General features: G+C 36.5%; 16 protein-coding genes and 1 pseudogene. 10 read left to right on the forward strand and 7 right to left on the reverse strand.

Annotated elements, in window-relative coordinates:
* The first annotated feature begins 2,133 nt into the window (after positions 1–2,133).
* The 5 genes and pseudogenes from KPC_RS20840 (at position 2,134) to KPC_RS04660 (ending at position 4,244) form a co-directional block, all read left to right on the forward strand.
* Positions 2,134–2,268, forward strand: a complete 135-nt coding sequence (locus KPC_RS20840; RefSeq protein WP_265735824.1) for a hypothetical protein — start codon at positions 2,134–2,136, stop codon at positions 2,266–2,268.
* Positions 2,241–2,384, forward strand: a pseudogene (locus KPC_RS04645) (IS256 family transposase); the annotation flags it as partial. The gene KPC_RS20840 and the pseudogene KPC_RS04645, both read left to right, overlap by 28 nt.
* 262 nt (positions 2,385–2,646) lie before the next feature.
* The gene (locus KPC_RS04650; protein WP_228212161.1) at positions 2,647–3,138 is read left to right on the forward strand and encodes a PAAR domain-containing protein; all 492 of its coding nucleotides are present in this window, start codon (positions 2,647–2,649) and stop codon (positions 3,136–3,138) included.
* Positions 3,128–3,880 carry a hypothetical protein gene (locus tag KPC_RS04655; protein ID WP_121973247.1) on the forward strand — a complete coding sequence of 251 codons (753 nt, stop codon included), beginning with the start codon at positions 3,128–3,130 and terminating at the stop codon, positions 3,878–3,880. The genes KPC_RS04650 and KPC_RS04655 overlap by 11 nt, the downstream gene beginning before the upstream one ends.
* Before the next feature lies 1 nt (position 3,881).
* The gene (locus KPC_RS04660; RefSeq protein ID WP_121973248.1) at positions 3,882–4,244 is read left to right on the forward strand and encodes a hypothetical protein; all 363 of its coding nucleotides are present in this window, start codon (positions 3,882–3,884) and stop codon (positions 4,242–4,244) included.
* 221 nt (positions 4,245–4,465) lie between these two features.
* Here the strand turns inward: KPC_RS04660 and KPC_RS04665 are convergent, their stop codons facing one another.
* Positions 4,466–5,347: an EamA family transporter gene (locus KPC_RS04665; RefSeq protein ID WP_121973249.1), complete on the reverse strand. Its 882-nt coding sequence runs from the start codon at positions 5,345–5,347 to the stop codon at positions 4,466–4,468.
* Between the two features lie 105 nt (positions 5,348–5,452).
* Entirely contained in the window at positions 5,453–6,685 is a 1,233-nt protein-coding gene (serA, locus tag KPC_RS04670; RefSeq protein WP_121973250.1) for a phosphoglycerate dehydrogenase, read from the reverse strand.
* A 407-nt stretch (positions 6,686–7,092) separates the two neighbouring features.
* Here serA and KPC_RS04675 point away from each other — a divergent pair, with 407 nt between their 5' ends.
* The 3 genes from KPC_RS04675 to ddlA all read left to right on the forward strand — a co-directional run bounded on the left by KPC_RS04675 (position 7,093) and on the right by ddlA (position 10,123).
* Entirely contained in the window at positions 7,093–8,502 is a 1,410-nt protein-coding gene (locus KPC_RS04675; RefSeq protein WP_121973251.1) for an FAD-binding oxidoreductase, read from the forward strand.
* A 100-nt stretch (positions 8,503–8,602) separates the two neighbouring features.
* Positions 8,603–8,980, forward strand: coding sequence for a hypothetical protein (locus KPC_RS04680; protein WP_121973252.1), 378 nt, complete (start codon positions 8,603–8,605; stop codon positions 8,978–8,980).
* Between the two features lie 66 nt (positions 8,981–9,046).
* On the forward strand, positions 9,047–10,123 hold the full coding sequence (ddlA, locus tag KPC_RS04685; RefSeq protein WP_121973253.1) for a D-alanine--D-alanine ligase: 1,077 nt from the start codon (positions 9,047–9,049) through the stop codon (positions 10,121–10,123).
* 166 nt (positions 10,124–10,289) lie between these two features.
* Here ddlA and KPC_RS04690 read toward each other — a convergent pair whose 3' ends face one another.
* Together KPC_RS04690 and KPC_RS04695 are read right to left on the reverse strand one after the other, a co-directional pair.
* The gene (locus KPC_RS04690) at positions 10,290–10,979 is read right to left on the reverse strand and encodes a TetR/AcrR family transcriptional regulator (RefSeq protein ID WP_228212163.1); all 690 of its coding nucleotides are present in this window, start codon (positions 10,977–10,979) and stop codon (positions 10,290–10,292) included.
* Positions 10,892–12,103, reverse strand: a complete 1,212-nt coding sequence (locus tag KPC_RS04695) for a multidrug effflux MFS transporter (RefSeq protein ID WP_121973255.1) — start codon at positions 12,101–12,103, stop codon at positions 10,892–10,894. Before KPC_RS04695 ends, KPC_RS04690 begins: the two co-directional genes overlap by 88 nt.
* Before the next feature lie 235 nt (positions 12,104–12,338).
* Between KPC_RS04695 and KPC_RS04700 the strand changes: the two genes are divergently transcribed.
* Together KPC_RS04700 and craA are read left to right on the forward strand one after the other, a co-directional pair.
* Positions 12,339–13,103, forward strand: coding sequence for a nucleotidyltransferase domain-containing protein (locus KPC_RS04700; protein ID WP_121973256.1), 765 nt, complete (start codon positions 12,339–12,341; stop codon positions 13,101–13,103).
* 240 nt (positions 13,104–13,343) lie between these two features.
* Positions 13,344–14,573, forward strand: a complete 1,230-nt coding sequence (craA, locus tag KPC_RS04705; protein WP_121973257.1) for a chloramphenicol efflux MFS transporter CraA — start codon at positions 13,344–13,346, stop codon at positions 14,571–14,573.
* Between the two features lie 53 nt (positions 14,574–14,626).
* Here craA and KPC_RS04710 read toward each other — a convergent pair whose 3' ends face one another.
* From KPC_RS04710 to yccS, 3 genes are all read right to left on the reverse strand, one after another.
* On the reverse strand, positions 14,627–14,914 hold the full coding sequence (locus tag KPC_RS04710) for a DUF3817 domain-containing protein (protein ID WP_121973258.1): 288 nt from the start codon (positions 14,912–14,914) through the stop codon (positions 14,627–14,629).
* 106 nt (positions 14,915–15,020) lie between these two features.
* Entirely contained in the window at positions 15,021–15,569 is a 549-nt protein-coding gene (locus tag KPC_RS04715; protein ID WP_121973259.1) for a hypothetical protein, read from the reverse strand.
* A 15-nt stretch (positions 15,570–15,584) separates the two neighbouring features.
* A complete protein-coding gene (gene yccS, locus KPC_RS04720; protein WP_121973260.1) occupies positions 15,585–17,735 on the reverse strand; it encodes a YccS family putative transporter in 2,151 nt (716 codons plus the stop codon).
* Positions 17,736–17,767 lie beyond the last annotated feature (32 nt).

A 17,767-nucleotide genomic window follows, 5' to 3' on the forward strand; every position in this document is an offset into this window, starting at 1 on the left:
AATTAATAGAATTATTTAAAATTCTATCTATGAATTAATCTTTCACCTGATTGGTTGTCATAGTACAGCCAATCTTTTTTATGTTTTAAAGCAAGATTATATCTAATTTTTAATAAGAAAGTGGCTATATAAAAAATCTGATTCAAGTGAAAGATATTCTTGAATTGTTATAATAATTCAATAGATTAAAATGAAGTTGCTGTATTTTTTTAATAATTAGGCAACTTTATGAAAAAAGTGTTATTCAATTTTAAAAAGGTCGCTTTNACCTTGACNNTGGGGGCAGCTTTAACAGGCTGNTATACNGATAAAACAGTATCTGTTCTGGTGCAAACACCAACAGGAGCANCNATTCCAAATGCAGATATTATTGTAGATAATAAAACCTATAAGACTGATGCCAATGGCGTAGCATCATTTAATGTTCAAGTGCCAAAGTCTACCAAACAAGTGGTAATTAATTATAAAAAAGAGGGTTTTGTAAATCAGTCTGTTTTATATGATATTCCAACGGCAAAAAATATTAATGTTTCAGCAAGTTTATTGCCAATCAAACAAACCATTACAGTTGATCAAATCGAACTGGCTCAAACCATAGAAAGTAAAGAGCTCCATGCTAAGATAGATATTCCTGCATCAGCCTTTGTGCTGCCAAATGGTAAAGTTGCAACAGGTAAAATATCAGTTGATTTTACGCCTTGGGATATTACTTCCAGTGACTTGAATGCAATGCCAGCCAACGGTGTAGCAAAAGATAAAAGCGGTAAAATTGTCAATTTGATCAGTGCGGGCATGATCTCTGCGACATTTAAAAATGCAGCAGGTCAGGAGTTACAGCTTGCACGCAACAAATCTGCTGATATTCAAATGGATTTACCTCTAAAGAGTATCAATAATCAGGAAATGAAAGCAGGTGTCAGCATTCCGATGTGGCACTTTGATGAAGCACAAGGATTGTGGGTCGAAGAAGGGACAGGTTATGTAGTGGATTCTGATAAGTCTTCGACAGGTTTAGCGGTTACAGCCAAAGTGAACCATTTCTCGACATGGAACTGGGATTATAAGTTTGCAGCTTCTGGTTCAGTTTTTGTTCAATGCCAGTCTAATGGGGTTGGTGTCCCATGTAATGTAGTAGCCAAATTGACATTGGAAGATGGCTCTGGATTTACTCTATCAAATTCGTTGCCAGCCGAGGGTTCTACAGTTGTTAATATGCCATCAAGAGGTTCAATACATTGGATTGCGAAAAGTGCTATGGGCACAGTAATTGGAGAAAAAACGTCTACTACGACCGGAAATGTGATTATTGATCTTGGTACTCCAACCACGGATAACACTGTGAAATGTACTTTAGCAGATGGTACAGCTGTTGCTTGTTCAGGAAAGTTGAATAATGAATTCGATTTTTCCGTTTCAAAAGACGGTGGAAAAATTATCACGGGATTAAAAGATGACGATGGTCAGTTAGATTGGCGTGCTCAATCTTCATTAATTTTTGATAATGGTGAATGGGTTCGATTTAAAGGCGCTACAACATCTACTGTAACGGGTAATATAACGATTAAATTAACTGAGAGAGATGTCGTTTATGAGGCTGAAAAAGGTTTTAACTTTCAAGCTATTTGTACATCAACTGATCCTTATGTGACGCGGCAAGATTTGACGGGGAAACAATGTAATTTAGATGTTGGAGTCTACACTGAGACAGGTTTATCTGAAAAACTCAATTTTTCGGGGACTTATAATCAACCAATAATGATAACTTTACCTGGCTATATTCAAGGTGAAGCTGTTAGATATGTTGCTTTAACTGGTGCAATCGAAACAGATCTAGGACTTGCAATCAAGTATCTTGATATAGATCTTGTAGAAAACTTAAATAAGCCTGTTCTCATAGATTTAATGCTGGAGCGGTAATTAGATTTATCACTGAAATTTATATTTTTTCTTCGCCCGATTGGTTGTCATAGTACAGCCAATCTTTTTTATGTTTTAAAGTAAGGTTATATCNAATTTTTAATAAGAAAATGGTTATATAAAAAATCTGATTCAAGTGAAAAATATTCTTAAATTATTGAAATAATTCAAATAGTTAAAATTATATTGTGGCACTTTAGAGTAACGGGGAACTATATGCAAAAAGCATTATTTAATTTAAAAAAGGTCGTTTTGACCTTGACTATGGGGGCAGCTTTAACAGGCTGTTATACTGATAAAACAGTATCTGTTCTGGTGCAAACACCAATGATGATTCTGCGAAAAAAGTGATTTTTCTGGCAACAATGAATGCCGCTAAAAAATGGACAATGCCGATCCACAATTGGCGCTTGGCGATGAACTGGTTTATGATTCAATTCGATGATCGCATAAAAGANNATTTATAAAATNGAACTTACACAAAATAATTTACAGGCTCGAGCATGGTGTTGCACTTCATATGCAAATCTAGGTTTTTATAAAAGCCAAAATAGATCATTTAGACTTATAAAGGGACTATTTACCGACTTTTGTCTAAGTGCCTTTAAATCTGCTAAAAATTATAAAATGTATGTTAATGTTAAAACTTAAGCAAAAAAAACCTTAAACAATGTTTAAACATAAATATAAAGTCTATAAGAGAGAAAAATATGAGACCTTTTGGCGTACATGGATCAACAACTGATCATGGTGGATTTGTCCAAGCGACACAACAACGCAGTTCATTTAACGGACAACTTTCTAAGAGCTGGCGATGGTTTTTATTGTCCACGATGCAAATGTTGGTCAATCCTATTAAAAAGTAATGATCATGTCATATTTGATGGTATACCAGTCGCTTTTGCAGGTGATTTATTCTCATGTGGCGCATCATTACAGCAACAGCAACAGCAACAAAATGTTGTTGGGGATGCAGGAGGTGCACCTTGCCCAACAGCATTCCGAGCAAAACAATCACAGCTATATTCAGGGCAATATCAACTCTTAAATGATGTCGATGGAAAACCGCTAGCAAATAAGAAATATGTTATAGAACTCGCCAGTGGTGAAAAAATCTCTGGAACTACAGATGAGTCGGGACATACACAAAAGCTAAAAGATAGTGAACACGCAGAAAACTTAACTATTAAATTAGATGATGAGCCTGAAAATGGTTACTAATAACAATTCATATTCAACAACAACTAAGCAGAATCATAAGATTGAACAGGTTAATATGAGTCTGGCTGTGCGCCTAATCATATTCGGCGGCGCAGTTAAAGCGAGTGATAACTCAGCATTCAAATTCGCTTCAAAAAATGTCATTGCAGATTATAAAAATGATTTGCCAATTAAAGACTATCTGATAATTAATGGAGCTAATACTGTAGTTTCTGTGTTAGAAACACAAAAAGAAAATACTGTTCAATCTTTAGACCTATTTTGTCACGGAGATCCAAATGGAATTTACTTTGTGATCGGTTCTTCACTTGAAAAAAATGTCGAGAATAAAGAACGAAAACCTATAGCATCGAATATCTACAGGTATCGAAGAACAGTCTATACAGAAGGAATTTTTGATCCTGCCAAACGTTTAAAGAATCAATTTTGCATAGCAGAATTAAACCTAAAAGCATTTACTAACGAATCAAAAATAGAGATTCACGGGTGCAATACAGGACGTGGTGATGATTGCTTTGCTTCAGAGTTGTCAAAGCAATTGTATGATGCTGGTAAAGTTAAAAGTGTAGTGATCGGGCATGCTTCAAAAGCAAACCCAAATATTGGCGGTACTACATCGGTGACAAAGCAGGATTATCGACATGGTACACGCATTATTTATCATAACGGTAAAGCTTTGAAGACAGTGACCAGTTCAGGCAGAATTTCAGCAAATATTATTAAAGCAGCTATTGGAGGGTAGAATGATAGATATTTATGCGGATGATGTTATACATTGGATAAATGTTTATGCAGTCATTTTTTCAATACTTATATTATCTCTAGCGATAAATTTTACCTTTTTTATTAAGGACTATATTAATAGAATTTTGACAATTTTAGTTTTGGTCACAGTGATTTGTTGGGTCATAAATAATTATGTATTTGGATACTTGTCTATAGCGGCAGAACAACAAGAAGACTTAGCAAGCTTCATTATCGCTGGATTTAAAGGAAATATATTTTATGGTTTAATCTCTTTAATAACTTCCTGTTTTGCACTCATTGCCTTAATCATTCGATTAATTATTCAATACAGTAAATCCAAATCTCACCCCAACAAATGATCTTCAACTATTGCGCCTAGTTCTTCTTCATCCGCAAGCGATAAGCCTAAAAATTCACGTGCCTCAATATCACCCCATGGAGCACCGTTCCAAACTCGTGCTTTTTTGCCCCAAATTGCTGAGTCGCTGCATAAATTAAATCTGAGCCAACTAGTAATACATCACCAGATATTTGATAATGGATCTGGCTGCGCAAATTTCTATGAAGCACTAATGGAAGTTTACTCATCACTGAGATACTTCTTCGCCCGATTGGTTGTCATAGTGCAGCCAATCGACGCCACAATAATCACGGATAATGCTAGCCACTGAGTCCAAAGCAGTTGTTCTCCTAAAAATACAAAGCCAGACAGAGCTGCTATAGCAGGCTCTAAGCTGGTCAAAGTACCAAAAACCAAAGGAGTTAAGCTTCTAAGTGCAATCATTTCCAAAGAAAAAGGGAGCGCACTGGCAAGGATGGCTAAGGTGATAAAATAAATTAAATTTGAAGGTTCAAATACTGCTAAAGGCATACCAGTAAAAATGGCGATTGGCATTAAACACAGCATACCGATAAACATACCTAAACAAACCGTGTGATTTCCAGATATTCCTGTTGGTTTTTGTCCTGAAATAATATACATCGCCCAACATGCACCTGCACCAAGTGCAAATGCAATTCCAATAGGATCTAAGTTTTGAGCTGCCTGATCAAATGGGAAAAGAAGGATTAACCCTAATATAGCGAGTCCCACCCAAATAAAGTCAAATTTTTGTCTGGCATGAAACAGGGCAACACTTAAAGGGCCAATAAATTCAAAAGAAACAGCGATACCTAAAGGTAGCCGTGCAATAGACATATAAAATAGAGCGTTCATCCCTGCCAAGGCTATACCATAGCTTGCAACGGACTTCCAGTTGATCGCTTTGAAATCAACTCGCCAAATTTTAAAAATGAGTGCCAAAATAATTGAGCCTAAAAGTAGGCGCATGACAGAAACTGTCAGGATCGGGAACTGATTAAACAAAATTTTTGCCAAAGAGCCACTGCTTTGCATGCTGATCATGGCAATAAAAAGCATAATCAAAGCTTGAAAGTGTGGTGTATTTTTCAAATTTGGCATAAAAACTTAATTTACTTTTTATTCAATATATAGCGGGTTTATGAAACAAAAATAACAAAATAAAAAACCACAAGCTAAAGCTTGTGGTTTCTATTCTAAAAGAAATTAGAACAATACACGAACGCGGATAGTACCTTCAACATCATGAAGCATATCAAGAGCTTCTTGAGAAGCAGCAGCATCAACGTCCATAACTAAGTAACCAACATCACCTTTAGTCATGAGAGACTGGCCAGAAATGTTGATACCATGTTCAGCAAACAGCGTATTGATTTTTGAAAGCACGCCTGGAACATTCTTGTGAATGTGAAGTAAACGGTGTTTACCTTCAGTCAATGGAAGAGCAATTTCAGGGAAATTCACTGCAGATAAAGTCATACCTTTATCAGAATAAGCAACAAATTTTTCTGCGACTTCCAAACCGATGTTTGCTTGAGCTTCCATGGTAGAACCACCCACGTGAGGTGTCAAAATCACGTTGTCTAAACCACGAAGTGGAGAAACAAATTCTTCACCATTTGCTTTAGGTTCTTTAGGGAATACGTCAACAGCAGCACCAGCGATATGGCCAGACTTGATTGCATCGGCTAAATCTTCAATTACTACACATGTACCACGTGCAGCATTCAAGAAGATAGAGCCTTCTTTCATTTTCGCAAACTGTTCTTTAGCAAAGAAGTTACGGGTAGAAGGAACATCTGGAACATGAAGTGTGACTACATCGGCATTTGCAAGTAATTCGTCCAAAGAGCCGACTTGACGTGCATTACCCATTGGAAGTTTAGTCACTGCATCATAATAAATGACATGCATACCTAGGCTTTCTGCAAGTACAGAAAGCTGAGAACCAATCGAGCCGTAACCAACGATACCTAAAGTCTTACCACGTGTTTCAAATGAACCTACAGCTGACTTGTTCCATCCACCACGGTGTGTAGAAGCAGATTTTGCCGGAACACCACGAAGTAGAAGGATGGTTTCAGCAAGAACAAGTTCTGCAACAGAACGAGTATTTGAATATGGTGCATTAAATACAGGAATACCACGTACCATTGCTGCATCTAGGTTTACTTGGTTGGTACCAATACAGAAACAACCCACCGCGATGAGTTTGTTCGCAGCTTCAAAGATTTCTTCTGTTAATTGCGTACGGGAACGAATACCAACAAAATGTGCATCCTTAATCGCTTCTTTCAACGCTTCACCCTCAAGCGCAGTTTTACGATAGTCGATGTTGGTGTATCCAGCAGCATTTAAAGTGTCGATAGCGTTTTGATGTACGCCTTCTAACAACAAGAAACGAATTTTATCTTTTGGTAGTGAAAGATGTTGGCTCATTACGGCTCCGCTACAAAGGCCAAATTTAGTGGCGGTATGATAACATATTGATGCTTTATAGACATTTGGTTTATAGCAGCCATGACGGATATTTTTTCAGCAAATACTGAAAATTTTTCCTGATGATCTGTCTTTTATTTAACTTAATCACTCTTTTATATGAAAATACTTTTATTTTCATTATGTTCCTTAGGGATAGAAGTTTTATTCGGGGCTTTATATTACTGGGGTGAACAGGTAAAATAATGTTCAGTTTGAAGATAAAATCTAAAAAGATATTTATTTTCAAATTTCTACCTAGATTTTAGTTGCATTATTTTCATTAAATCACTGGATTGATTTAATTTGAAAAATAAATTTTCTATAGTCTCAAATACTTGTTCACTTCTCGCTAGGTCTGCACAAAGATGAATGCTCCTGTAACGATAGCACCTGAATTATTGACTCAATTGACAGAAATTGTAGGTGAAAACCGCATTAAAACTGATGCTGATAGCTTAGACAACTGGGGAAAAGATCATACTAAACATTTTGATCCAAATCCTTCGGTTGTCGTTTTTCCATCAACTACAGAACAAGTGCAAGCTATTGTAAAACTTGCCAATCAGTTTAATGTTGCGATTACTCCTTCTGGTGGACGTACTGGTTTATCTGCAGGAGCTGTCGCTGCAAATGGTGAAATCGTTGTAAGTATGGATAAGATGAACCAGATTCTGGAGTTTTTTCCAGCAGATCGCATGGTTCGCATTCAGGCAGGTGTTGTGACTGAGCAGTTGCAAAATTATGCTGAGGAACAGGGAATGTATTATCCGGTAGATTTTGCTTCATCTGGTTCTTCTCAGATTGGGGGCAATATTGGAACCAATGCTGGTGGGATCAAAGTCATCAAATATGGCATGACCCGTAATTGGGTACTTGGGTTAACTGTAGTTACAGGTAAAGGTGACATTCTTCGCTTAAACAAAGGCATGATTAAAAATGCCACTGGTTATGCGATGCAGCACTTATTTATCGGTGGTGAAGGTACATTGGGGCTAGTGACAGAAGCAGAAATCAAACTGGAACGTCAACCGCATGATCTACAAGTAATGGTACTTGGTGTTCCTGATTTTGATGCGATCATGCCTGTGTTACATGCATTCCAGAAGAAAATAGACCTCACAGCATTTGAGTTCTTTGGTGAGCTTGCGATGCAAAAAGTGATTGATCGAGGTCATGTGCAACGCCCATTTGAGACTGAATGTCCATTCTATGTACTGCTTGAATTTGAAGCACCTTATGAACCGATCATGGATGCTGCGATGGAAATCTTTGAGCATTGTATGGAGCAAGGTTGGGTGCTTGATGGTGTGATGAGTCAAAGTTTGGAACAGGTGCATAACCTATGGCGTTTGCGTGAAGATATTTCTGAAACAATCGCGCCGTTTACGCCTTATAAAAATGATATTTCAGTGCTAATCACTCACGTCCCGGCATTTATCAAAGAGATTGATGCAATTGTTGCTGAAAATTATCCAGATTTTGAAATATGTTGGTTTGGTCATATTGGTGACGGTAATTTACATTTAAATATTTTAAAACCTGCAAATTTAAGCAAGGATGAATTTTTTGCTAAATGTCAGGTCGTAAATAAGTATGTATTTGAAACTGTAGAAAAATATGACGGTTCTATTTCCGCTGAACATGGTGTAGGAATGACCAAAAAACCGTATTTGGGTTATACACGTTCCAGTGAAGAAATCGAATATATGAAAGCTTTGAAAAAGGTATTCGATCCGAATGGAATCATGAATCCTGGCAAATTATTCGATTTATAAGTTATTTTGGATTATAGAGCTACATAGTTTCTATAGTGTAACAATGCAAGGCATAGCATCATATTGTTATGCCTTGTTCAATTTGGGGAGGAGAAATTTAATGAAACATATATGGATAATTTCAGCTGTATGCCTTGCAGCTTTTTCTGGTTGTGCGACAACAAAAAATTTAGTGAATAAAGTCGGAGTAGGTGCTGCTGAAACACCTTTGGCTCAAGTATTAAGTGAGCGCAGTGATTTGAAAAAAAATCTGGCAACGGTTGAGATTCGTCAGTATTTTAACCGTGTTGAATCTCCGACAGTGGCAGAAGTAAAAGTGACTGAAACAGGTCTGCTGGATGATTCTGTACGTTCGATCCGAACTGTATACAGTTTTAAAAATTTAGATGGTCAGTGGAAGAGAGTCAATACTCAAAAAGAATATCAATGTTACCGAGGTGGTAATACCAAAGCATTCCAGAAAGGAAAATGTCCTTGACGGTTTTTGATCGGCAAAGAGTTTGATAGGTGCATCAAATACCTAAAAAAGTCTGGTGACCAGAAAATGAAAAAGATTAGAGTGGGAATTATTTTTGGTGGAAAGTCATCGGAACATCGTGTTTCTTTACAATCTGCAAAAAATATTATAGATGCAATTGACTTGGAACGATTTGATATAAGTCTGATTGGAATTGAAAAAAATGGTCATTGGCGTGTATTGAATCCGAGGCATTATTTGGAAAATTCCCATAATCCTAAATTGATTTCATTGACAGACTCTGAAACCACTGTCATACCAGAAATAAGAAGCTCACAAATTTTTGAAATAGAGAATGCTCAACAATTGCCAAAAATTGATGTGGTATTTCCTATCATTCACGGGACATTGGGGGAAGATGGTGCATTGCAGGGTATGCTTAAAATTTTAGGCTTACCATTTGTAGGATCTGATGTTTTAAGCTCAGCTATATGCATGGACAAAGATGTGACCAAGAGGTTACTACAAGCTGCTGGTATAACAGTTGCTCCATTTTTAACCTTATATTCTTATAATCCAAATGAGTTTAGTTTTCATGATGTTAAACAAAGTTTAGGGCTACCTGTATTTGTTAAGCCGGCAAATCAAGGATCTTCAGTCGGTGTAAGTAAGGTTGAAAATGAGCAAGAGTTCTTTGACGCTTTGGATAATGCTTTTAGATACGATAATAAGATACTGATAGAAAAGTTTATTAAAGGCCGTGAGATTGAATGTGCTGTTTTAGGCAACGACTATCCTCAAGCCAGTGTTTGTGGTGAAGTGGTTGTTAAAACTGATTTTTACTCTTATGAAGCAAAATATATTGATAACCAGTTTTCTGAGGTCATTATTCCTGCATTAATTTCAGATGAAAATAGTCAAAAGATAAGAGATATTTCTATAAAAGCTTTTAAAATTTTGGGTTGTTTAGGTTTGGCAAGGGTAGATTTTTTCTTGACTGAAAATAATGAAATTATATTGAATGAGGTTAACACGCTACCTGGATTCACTAACAATAGTATGTATCCAAAACTTTGGGAAGCAAGTGGGATTAATTATTCGCAATTGATTAGTCAGTTAATAGAACTCGCATTAGAAAGACATCGACACTCAGCAAACAATTAAAAGGCTTATTTAAAAATAGCAAAGAGTAATTGCTTCTATATTAAAAATGCAGGTATTTGAGAAAGATGCTTGATCCAGATAAATAATGGCGATAATTTTCGTGAATTGCATCTTAATTCATGGTTTTTTGTCATAACTATTTGAAAAAATTTACAAATAGAGGGTGTCATGCTTGTTTGCAATGAATGGCTTTATTAAATACATTTAGCATTGCGATACGTTTCCTATCAAAGGATATATGATCTGAGTAGATGAGTTCGATATGAAGACTATCAATAATCCCCAGATAAGCTTCAACAAACTCCGTAATCTCATCGGTAGTCAAAGATAAAGGTAATTTTTTTATTTTGGCTTCAATATATTTTCCGATTTTTTTTAAATAATCTGGATAAGCCTGATTTACTTCTGGCTGGATAAATGTGGGTGGAATAAACACTGTTTTGAGAAAAAATCTCAGATATTCAGACTGTTCAAATTCTTTCAGGAGTGCTTTGCAATACACTTCACCGATAATATTTTCTACATCACTAGCGATAAAGCAGCTTTCCATAAAAGCACTTACTTTATCCAATGCATTAAAAAATACTGTATGAAACAGCTCATCTTTACTTTTAAAATGGCTATATAGTGAAGCCTTACGAATTCCAACAGTTTCAGCAATGATATTCAGACTTGAAGCATCATATCCATGAACTGCGAAATGGGCAGTAGCCACTTCGCAGATTTTATCAAATGTTGAAATTTTTTTGGTCATAAGGCTAAAAAATATTAATGTGTTAAGGTTGCTGGTACATTTTTGGGTGCTTTGGAAATGACAATAAGTGTTAAGCAGATTAAGCCCAAACAAATTATACATAGTAAGCTAAGCCAATGGGTAGTTCCTTTTTCTGCCATAAAGCCGGATAGGGGGGTGGCAAATGAGGAAATGACCAGTTGAAATGCACCGAGTAACGCCGCTGTCGAACCTAAAGCAGTTTTCTGTGATGCCATAGCCAAAGCCATAAGAGTAGATTCCGCGATACCGAGTCCAAGCATTGAAATGAATAAACTGGCAACGATGGCTATTAGTCCTAATCCAAAACTATATGCGATTAAAGCCAGACTAGCTCCTAGAGCCATAAGGATTACTCCATAAAATGCAAGTGTAGTAACGCCCATACGGCTAACCAAAGCACTACAGATCAAAGCACCTATAAGCACAGCAATACCCGTGAAGCCAAATACAAAACCAAACTGTTGTGAGCTTAGACCAAAGTTATTTTGGTAGATTAATGTTGCTCCAGCGATGTAGGCGAACAGGAAAAAGAATGCGATTGATAATGATAGCGCAGGTAAAATAAAAGTTTTGGTTGAAATAATATGCTTATAAGTGACCAGAATATTTTTTAAATTTAGCTTAAATCTTTTTTCATTGGGCAAGCTTTCAGACAAGTTTATCTGGCTATTGAGTATCGCGATGATTCCCATGATTGCAAGAGCAACGAATACTGCTCGCCATCCCCATAGACTGTCAATTACTCCACCGACGGCAGGAGCTAAAACAGGTGCTAGACCTTCTATCGTCATTAATAATGCAAACAGTTGTGCGGCTTTTGCTCCTTCTGTTAAATCTCTTACAGTACTTAATGCCACAACCAAGATAAGCGAAGCGGATAAACCTTGAATAAACCGGACAAATAATAATATTTCTATTGAAGTAGATATAGCTGCCCAGAGGGAGGTGCCAGTAAAAACTATCAGACCAATTAATAACGGTTTTTTTCGACCAAGGGCATCTGTGATTGGACCAAAAAATAGCTGCCCAAGACCCATTGATAATAGGAATACGGTTAATGTAAGTTGAACATTTGCGAAAGACGTATTTAACCCTGTTGCGATTTCAGGTAATGAAGATAAATACATATCAATAGCAGATGGTCCTAAAACAGTTATTAAAGCCAGAGAGGCTGCTAATCCAAAACTCGAAGTACCTGATTTCATCGACTCACTCAATTGATTGATTAAACAAAACTACCTTACGGTAGGTAGTTTTAAATCATAATCTAAAAAGAACAAATGTCAAATTTTTGAGCTCTAAAATATTTACGGTTCTTTTGGGGGATTGGCGATCATATTATTTTATGTGCTGTTTTATAAAGAAATGATTTTCATTAAAGAAACTCAAAATGACCGAATAACATGTTATAACTTTAGAAAATGACTTAGTACGTAACAAATGAATATCCAACAAGAAATCAAAAAATTATTTCAAGATCGACATGATCATCCGCTTTTTTATATTGAAAGTGGTAGCCGACTATGGGGGATGGCAAGTCCTGATAGTGATTATGATGTACGGGGGGTTCATCTTCCATCAAAAGCCCAATATTATGATTATCGCAAACACCGTGATCTGATCGAGATCATGGATGGTGATTTCGATTTTGTTTCTTATGATTTAAATAAAATGTTTGGGCTCTTGGCAAAAAGTAACCCGACAGTTCTCGAATGGGTTCGTGCACATATTATTTATTTAAATCAGTTTCCAGAATGGGAAAATTTTAAAACTGGGTTACTTGAAAAGATTGATTATAAGGCTTTGTATTACCATTATTTATCCCTCGCCAAAGGAGGGATGAAAGTTATGCAGACTGCAGATAATTTCACCTATAAAAAAGTTTTTTATTCTATACGTGGGCTGATGTCAGCAGAACTTGCAATGCAACATGAAATGCCAGCTTTGCTCATAACTGATTTATTCAAACAGATCCCGGAAAATGATGCTTTACGTCATTGGGCTGAAGATTATCTGGAAATTAAAAAACAGCAAAAAGAAAAGGTACAACTTGCTGAGTTAGAGCAGCAGCATATACTGACGTTATTAAACCAGAAAATCGATGAACTGGATCAATGTGCAATTCAGCCTTCAAATGATCTGGTCGAGCTGCAACAGTATCTAAGTGAATATAGTTTTAATCTAAAGCAACATTTTTATGGTTAACTTTACTGCAATGATTTGCTAAAATTCACTCACTAGTCCAAGTGGGTATCACTTGGTTTAGATTTTATCTCACGTTGTTTTCTCCTTAAATAGACACCTTGTGAATACGGTGTTGTTCATTGTCAGATTCCTGACAAGTCCCAAAATTTAAATCATTTAACTCAGTGCATGTCATTGGGCTTACGCTTATTTTTATCAAAATAAGTCAGCCTTCTGCACTTCTATAAAAAGTAGAAAACGATGCAAAATGTTCAAACAACAACATTAAATCGGTCTACCTTGATGTTTCCGCTTGCTTTGGTGTTATTTGAGTTTGCGGTTTACATTGGTAACGATTTGGTACAACCTGCAATGCTCGCCATTACTAAAGATTTTGGTGTGAGCAGTGATTGGGCACCATCTTCCATGTCTTTTTATTTATTAGGTGGTGCTTGCGTAGCATGGCTGCTCGGCCCACTTTCAGATCGTATCGGTCGCAAGAAAGTTCTTCTGGCAGGTGTCATGTTTTTTGTGCTGTGCTGTCTGGCAATATTGCTCAGTCAAAATATCCAGCAATTCCTCGGACTCCGTTTCTTGCAAGGTATTGGTCTGAGTGTCATCTCGGCTGTAGGTTATGCTGCAATTCAGGAAAATTTTGCTGAACGAGATGCGATCAAAGTCATGGCACTCATGGCAAATATATCTTTGCTGGCACCTTTACTTGGCCCTGTTTTAGGTGCTTTTTTAATCGATCATGTTTCATGGCACTGGGGCTTTATTGGTATTGCCTTGATTGCCCTGTTTAGCTGGTTCGGCTTGAAAAGCAAGATGCCAGATCAGCAAATCAGTATTCCTCGGCAACCTTTGAGTTATATTCTGGATGACTTTAAACAGGTTTTAAAAAATAAACGTTTTTTAGGTTTCACATTGTCTTTACCGTTAATTGCGATGCCATTGATGCTGTGGATTGCGCTTTCTCCTGTAATGCTGGTCGAGCAATTAGGCTTGACCAGTATGCAATATGGTTTAGCGCAATTTCCAGTATTAGGTGGTTTGATCGTTGGTAACGTGGTTTTGATCAGGATTATTGACCGTTTCCCTTTAGGCAAGACACCAATGATGGGAATACCGGTCATGCTACTCGGAACGTGTATTTTGATCTTTGGTGCAATTTGGCGAGATTACTTTATGTTGAGCTTAATCATTGGAATGACATTGATTAGCTTTGGTGAGGGAATCAGCTTTTCGGTTTTATACCGCTTTGCCTTAATGTCGTCTAATGTATCAAAAGGTACTGTTGCAGCCTGTGTTTCAATGTTATTGATGTTTTGTTTTTTTATTATCATTGAAATTGCGAGGGAGTTATATGTTCATTTTCATATCTGGGCATATGTACTTTCATGTTTTGTACTCATCGCCTTATGGTTTGTTTATCCTCGGATTGAATTGAAAAGGATCATACAGGAACGTAAGCAGCAAGGTCAGTTTTGATGTTGATGATATGGATGATTCAGAAAGTGAGTCATCCATATTTGATGGGTGAGCTATGAGTTTTCAAGCGCTTTTAGTTTACGATCATATATAAAAGGACCAAAAGGTAAAACAGAAGCAATTAAACCCCAGAACAGCATGTTTGCAGACCATTTTTGAGACTGTACAACAGCGACTAGAATAATGATAAACAGAACAAATAATATTCCATGTCCCATACCAATATGCTTGACCCACAAAGGGTTGTCCCAGATATATTTTAATGGCATGGCTATAAACAGTAGCAATAGAAAAGATATACCTTCGAAAAAACCTACAATACGTAACGTTTTGATATTCATAATCCATACACTAAAATGAGAAACAATCTCAATACTAATCTATCTGTTTATAAGATCAAGCTAAAAATCAATTAAAATTAAAATGTTACTTTATTTTTAGTAAAGACTATTCCGCTTCGTCGGGATCAAATGACTGGCTGACTTCATTTTCATCTGCTTCATAGCTGCATCCTAGTAGAACAATTGGATTTTGTCCTTTCATTTCAGAGAGGATAAGTTTGTCATGATAGGTAAAGGTTTCTGCGGTTGCAGGCTCGGTTCTTACTATTTTTTCACCACGAAAAACGGGACTGTTCTCAAAGTCAGGATGTCTTGGAATATCAAATTGTTTTGACAGCTTTTGTACATCTACATTTCTGTAGACTGCTGTTATTGCTGAACTTGCCAAGGCAATTTCTTGAGTAGGCAGACCAAAGAAAGTCACAGGTTTTTCATTTTTATAAAGATAAATAAATGGATGCTCTGGAGCATCAACATGTTTCCATCCCAGATCTTTTAATCCCTGCATATACTCATCACTAAAGCTAACATAATCTTTATGTAAAGCTTTACACTCGATCAAATTCTGCAACTTTTCTGCTGTTAATGCTGCATGTGCTGTAAATGAAAACAGGCTACATAAAGGGAGTACTGCCATTTGTAGAATTTTATTCATGCTTTCTCCAGTTCATTATTTGATTTCTAATTCTAGTAAGGTTGATCTTAGTTTAAGCAGTTCGGGTAAAGTTTCTAGCAAGAGGCTAATTTGCTTTAATGCCAGTAACAGATTGTCAGATAAGCTGTCTTGATCATTGAGTTGCTGGATCTCGGCGAGTTTTTCCTGTATTGAATTTTCATTAAGTATTTCTTGTCTAAGTAGAACATCGTTAAGTGTCTCTTTACACCATAGCATAAGTTCAATTACTTGAGGGTCTTGAACCTGTTCTCTATGGCTGCCCAAAGCCGAAACATAGCTAAGCTGGCTATGGCTATAGACCAGATAACGAAAGGCATGATGGATTAAAGTTGCATTGGGATTCGGTTCAGTACTCAGGCTGGAAATCATGCTGGCGAGTTCAGTTTGAGCATTATGTGCTGCACGCCTGGCTTTGCGATATTCAATACTATTATTTTTACCATGCAGATATTGTTCAACCACTGCATCAAAATAATCGAGTGTTGCTTTACTGCTTTTTTTGATGTTATTGGAAATATTTCGAAAGTCCCAGTCTGGCCATATAAAACTCACGGCAAACCATGCAATCAGACAGCCTAAAATCGTATCAATGATTCTAGGTAATATAACGGCATAACCTGCGCCTTTTAGGTTAAAAATGAGCAAGACCATCAAGGTTGCCATGAGTGTTGCCATTGCATATTTTTTGGAGCGCAGATAAAAGAAACAAACTCCAGAAATAATAGTCAGAACCAATTGTCCAACTACACTAGGCACAAAATATAAAATGGGAATTCCTAAAACAACACCGAGTATTGTTCCTAAGGTACGTAGTTTTAAACGACTTTTGGTTGCAAAATAACTAATCTGGCAAACAAATAAACTGGTTAATAAAATCCAGTAGCCATTTTTGGCAAATGGTAGTAGCGATATCCCATAACCAACTGCGAAGACAAAAGCAATCCGGACAGCATGTCTAAACAGGGCTGATTTAGGTGTTAAGTGCTGTTTAATCTTAAGCCAGAAATCCTGAAGACCATGAATATCGTCATCGAGTAAATTCAAATTATCCTGATGTTGTTGATAATTTTGGCGATAATCATTTTGCTCAATGTTGAGGTTATTAAATTGTTCCTGAATATTTTTCAAATTTCTCAGGACCAATAGCAGGTTTTTAACTTCAAGATTGTGCGGGTTTTTACAGATCCATTCATTCATGGATGTTTCTAAATGATCTAAAGCCGTTTGTGCATTGGAATCAATCTGAAAAGGATCTCGATGTAAAATAGCATCAGCCAGAGTCTGACAAGCCAATGCTTGTAGTCGGATATTTTTTTGAATACGAAAAATTAAATCTGTCCGGCTAAAATTTTGTTGAATTTTTTCATAATGCAAATAGTTAGAGGTTGCTTGCTCATGAATGTCTTGAGCTAAAAAATACAGATTAAGTCCATAGATGGTATTTTTATTGGCACAGGAAGCTTTTAAACGGGTTAATAAAGAGGCTTTTGTATAGTTAAGACTTTGTACGACAGCACTATTTTGAATTGATAAATCGTATAGAAGAGACTCAACATTATCTTTATTGTCGGGATCAAAAAGGCGGGCTTTGGTGAAAAGCAAGGCTGAAATCTGATTAAAACTCTGTGCCAAGTTATCCTGCACAGCTTGGGTTGGTTTGAGCAAATAAAACAGAATAGATGTCAAACCATACCATATTGTACCTAATACAAAATAGCAGGGTTGATAATACCAAAGCTGGTGCTCACCTAAACCGAACATGGTGTAGATTGAAAGCAACACTGTCCCAAATGAAATCGTTGCATAGCGTTGCCCAAGTGCTCCCATGAGCATAAGCATGGCACTGGATAGAGATAAGTAAATAATAAATAAGAGTTTATAAGGATATAAGAATTCTAGAATAGAACTGACTGTAAAAAATAAAATACATACAAAGAACAGGTTTCTGAGACGAATACTTAAACGATCATCAAAATCTGTTAATGCTGTTGCAATCGCACCTAATGTCACAGGAACAATGAGTTTTTCAAAACCAAGAAAATATAGCCCAAGCGTTGTTCCACTCAGGACAATAAAAATCTGTAAACAATAAATAAATATTGAATCAGATTTTAGTTGTTGTAGTAGCGACTTTTGTTGGTTCACGATTTTATTTATAAAGTGGGATTGGTTTAAAG

Origin of the sequence: Acinetobacter stercoris, assembly GCF_900323515.1 — a bacterium.
GTDB lineage: Bacteria > Pseudomonadota > Gammaproteobacteria > Pseudomonadales > Moraxellaceae > Acinetobacter > Acinetobacter stercoris.

Coding starts and splice junctions, on each gene's coding strand:
- KPC_RS20840 (WP_265735824.1), top strand. CDS start 2,134: ATGCAAAAAGCATTATTTAATTTAAAAAAGGTCGTTTTGACCTTGACT.
- KPC_RS04650 (WP_228212161.1), top strand. CDS start 2,647: ATGGATCAACAACTGATCATGGTGGATTTGTCCAAGCGACACAACAAC.
- KPC_RS04655 (WP_121973247.1), top strand. CDS start 3,128: ATGGTTACTAATAACAATTCATATTCAACAACAACTAAGCAGAATCAT.
- KPC_RS04660 (WP_121973248.1), top strand. CDS start 3,882: ATGATAGATATTTATGCGGATGATGTTATACATTGGATAAATGTTTAT.
- KPC_RS04665 (WP_121973249.1), bottom strand. CDS start 5,347: ATGCCAAATTTGAAAAATACACCACACTTTCAAGCTTTGATTATGCTT.
- serA (WP_121973250.1), bottom strand. CDS start 6,685: ATGAGCCAACATCTTTCACTACCAAAAGATAAAATTCGTTTCTTGTTG.
- KPC_RS04675 (WP_121973251.1), top strand. CDS start 7,093: ATGAATGCTCCTGTAACGATAGCACCTGAATTATTGACTCAATTGACA.
- KPC_RS04680 (WP_121973252.1), top strand. CDS start 8,603: ATGAAACATATATGGATAATTTCAGCTGTATGCCTTGCAGCTTTTTCT.
- ddlA (WP_121973253.1), top strand. CDS start 9,047: ATGAAAAAGATTAGAGTGGGAATTATTTTTGGTGGAAAGTCATCGGAA.
- KPC_RS04690 (WP_228212163.1), bottom strand. CDS start 10,979: ATGTATAATTTGTTTGGGCTTAATCTGCTTAACACTTATTGTCATTTC.
- KPC_RS04695 (WP_121973255.1), bottom strand. CDS start 12,103: ATGAAATCAGGTACTTCGAGTTTTGGATTAGCAGCCTCTCTGGCTTTA.
- KPC_RS04700 (WP_121973256.1), top strand. CDS start 12,339: ATGAATATCCAACAAGAAATCAAAAAATTATTTCAAGATCGACATGAT.
- craA (WP_121973257.1), top strand. CDS start 13,344: ATGCAAAATGTTCAAACAACAACATTAAATCGGTCTACCTTGATGTTT.
- KPC_RS04710 (WP_121973258.1), bottom strand. CDS start 14,914: ATGAATATCAAAACGTTACGTATTGTAGGTTTTTTCGAAGGTATATCT.
- KPC_RS04715 (WP_121973259.1), bottom strand. CDS start 15,569: ATGAATAAAATTCTACAAATGGCAGTACTCCCTTTATGTAGCCTGTTT.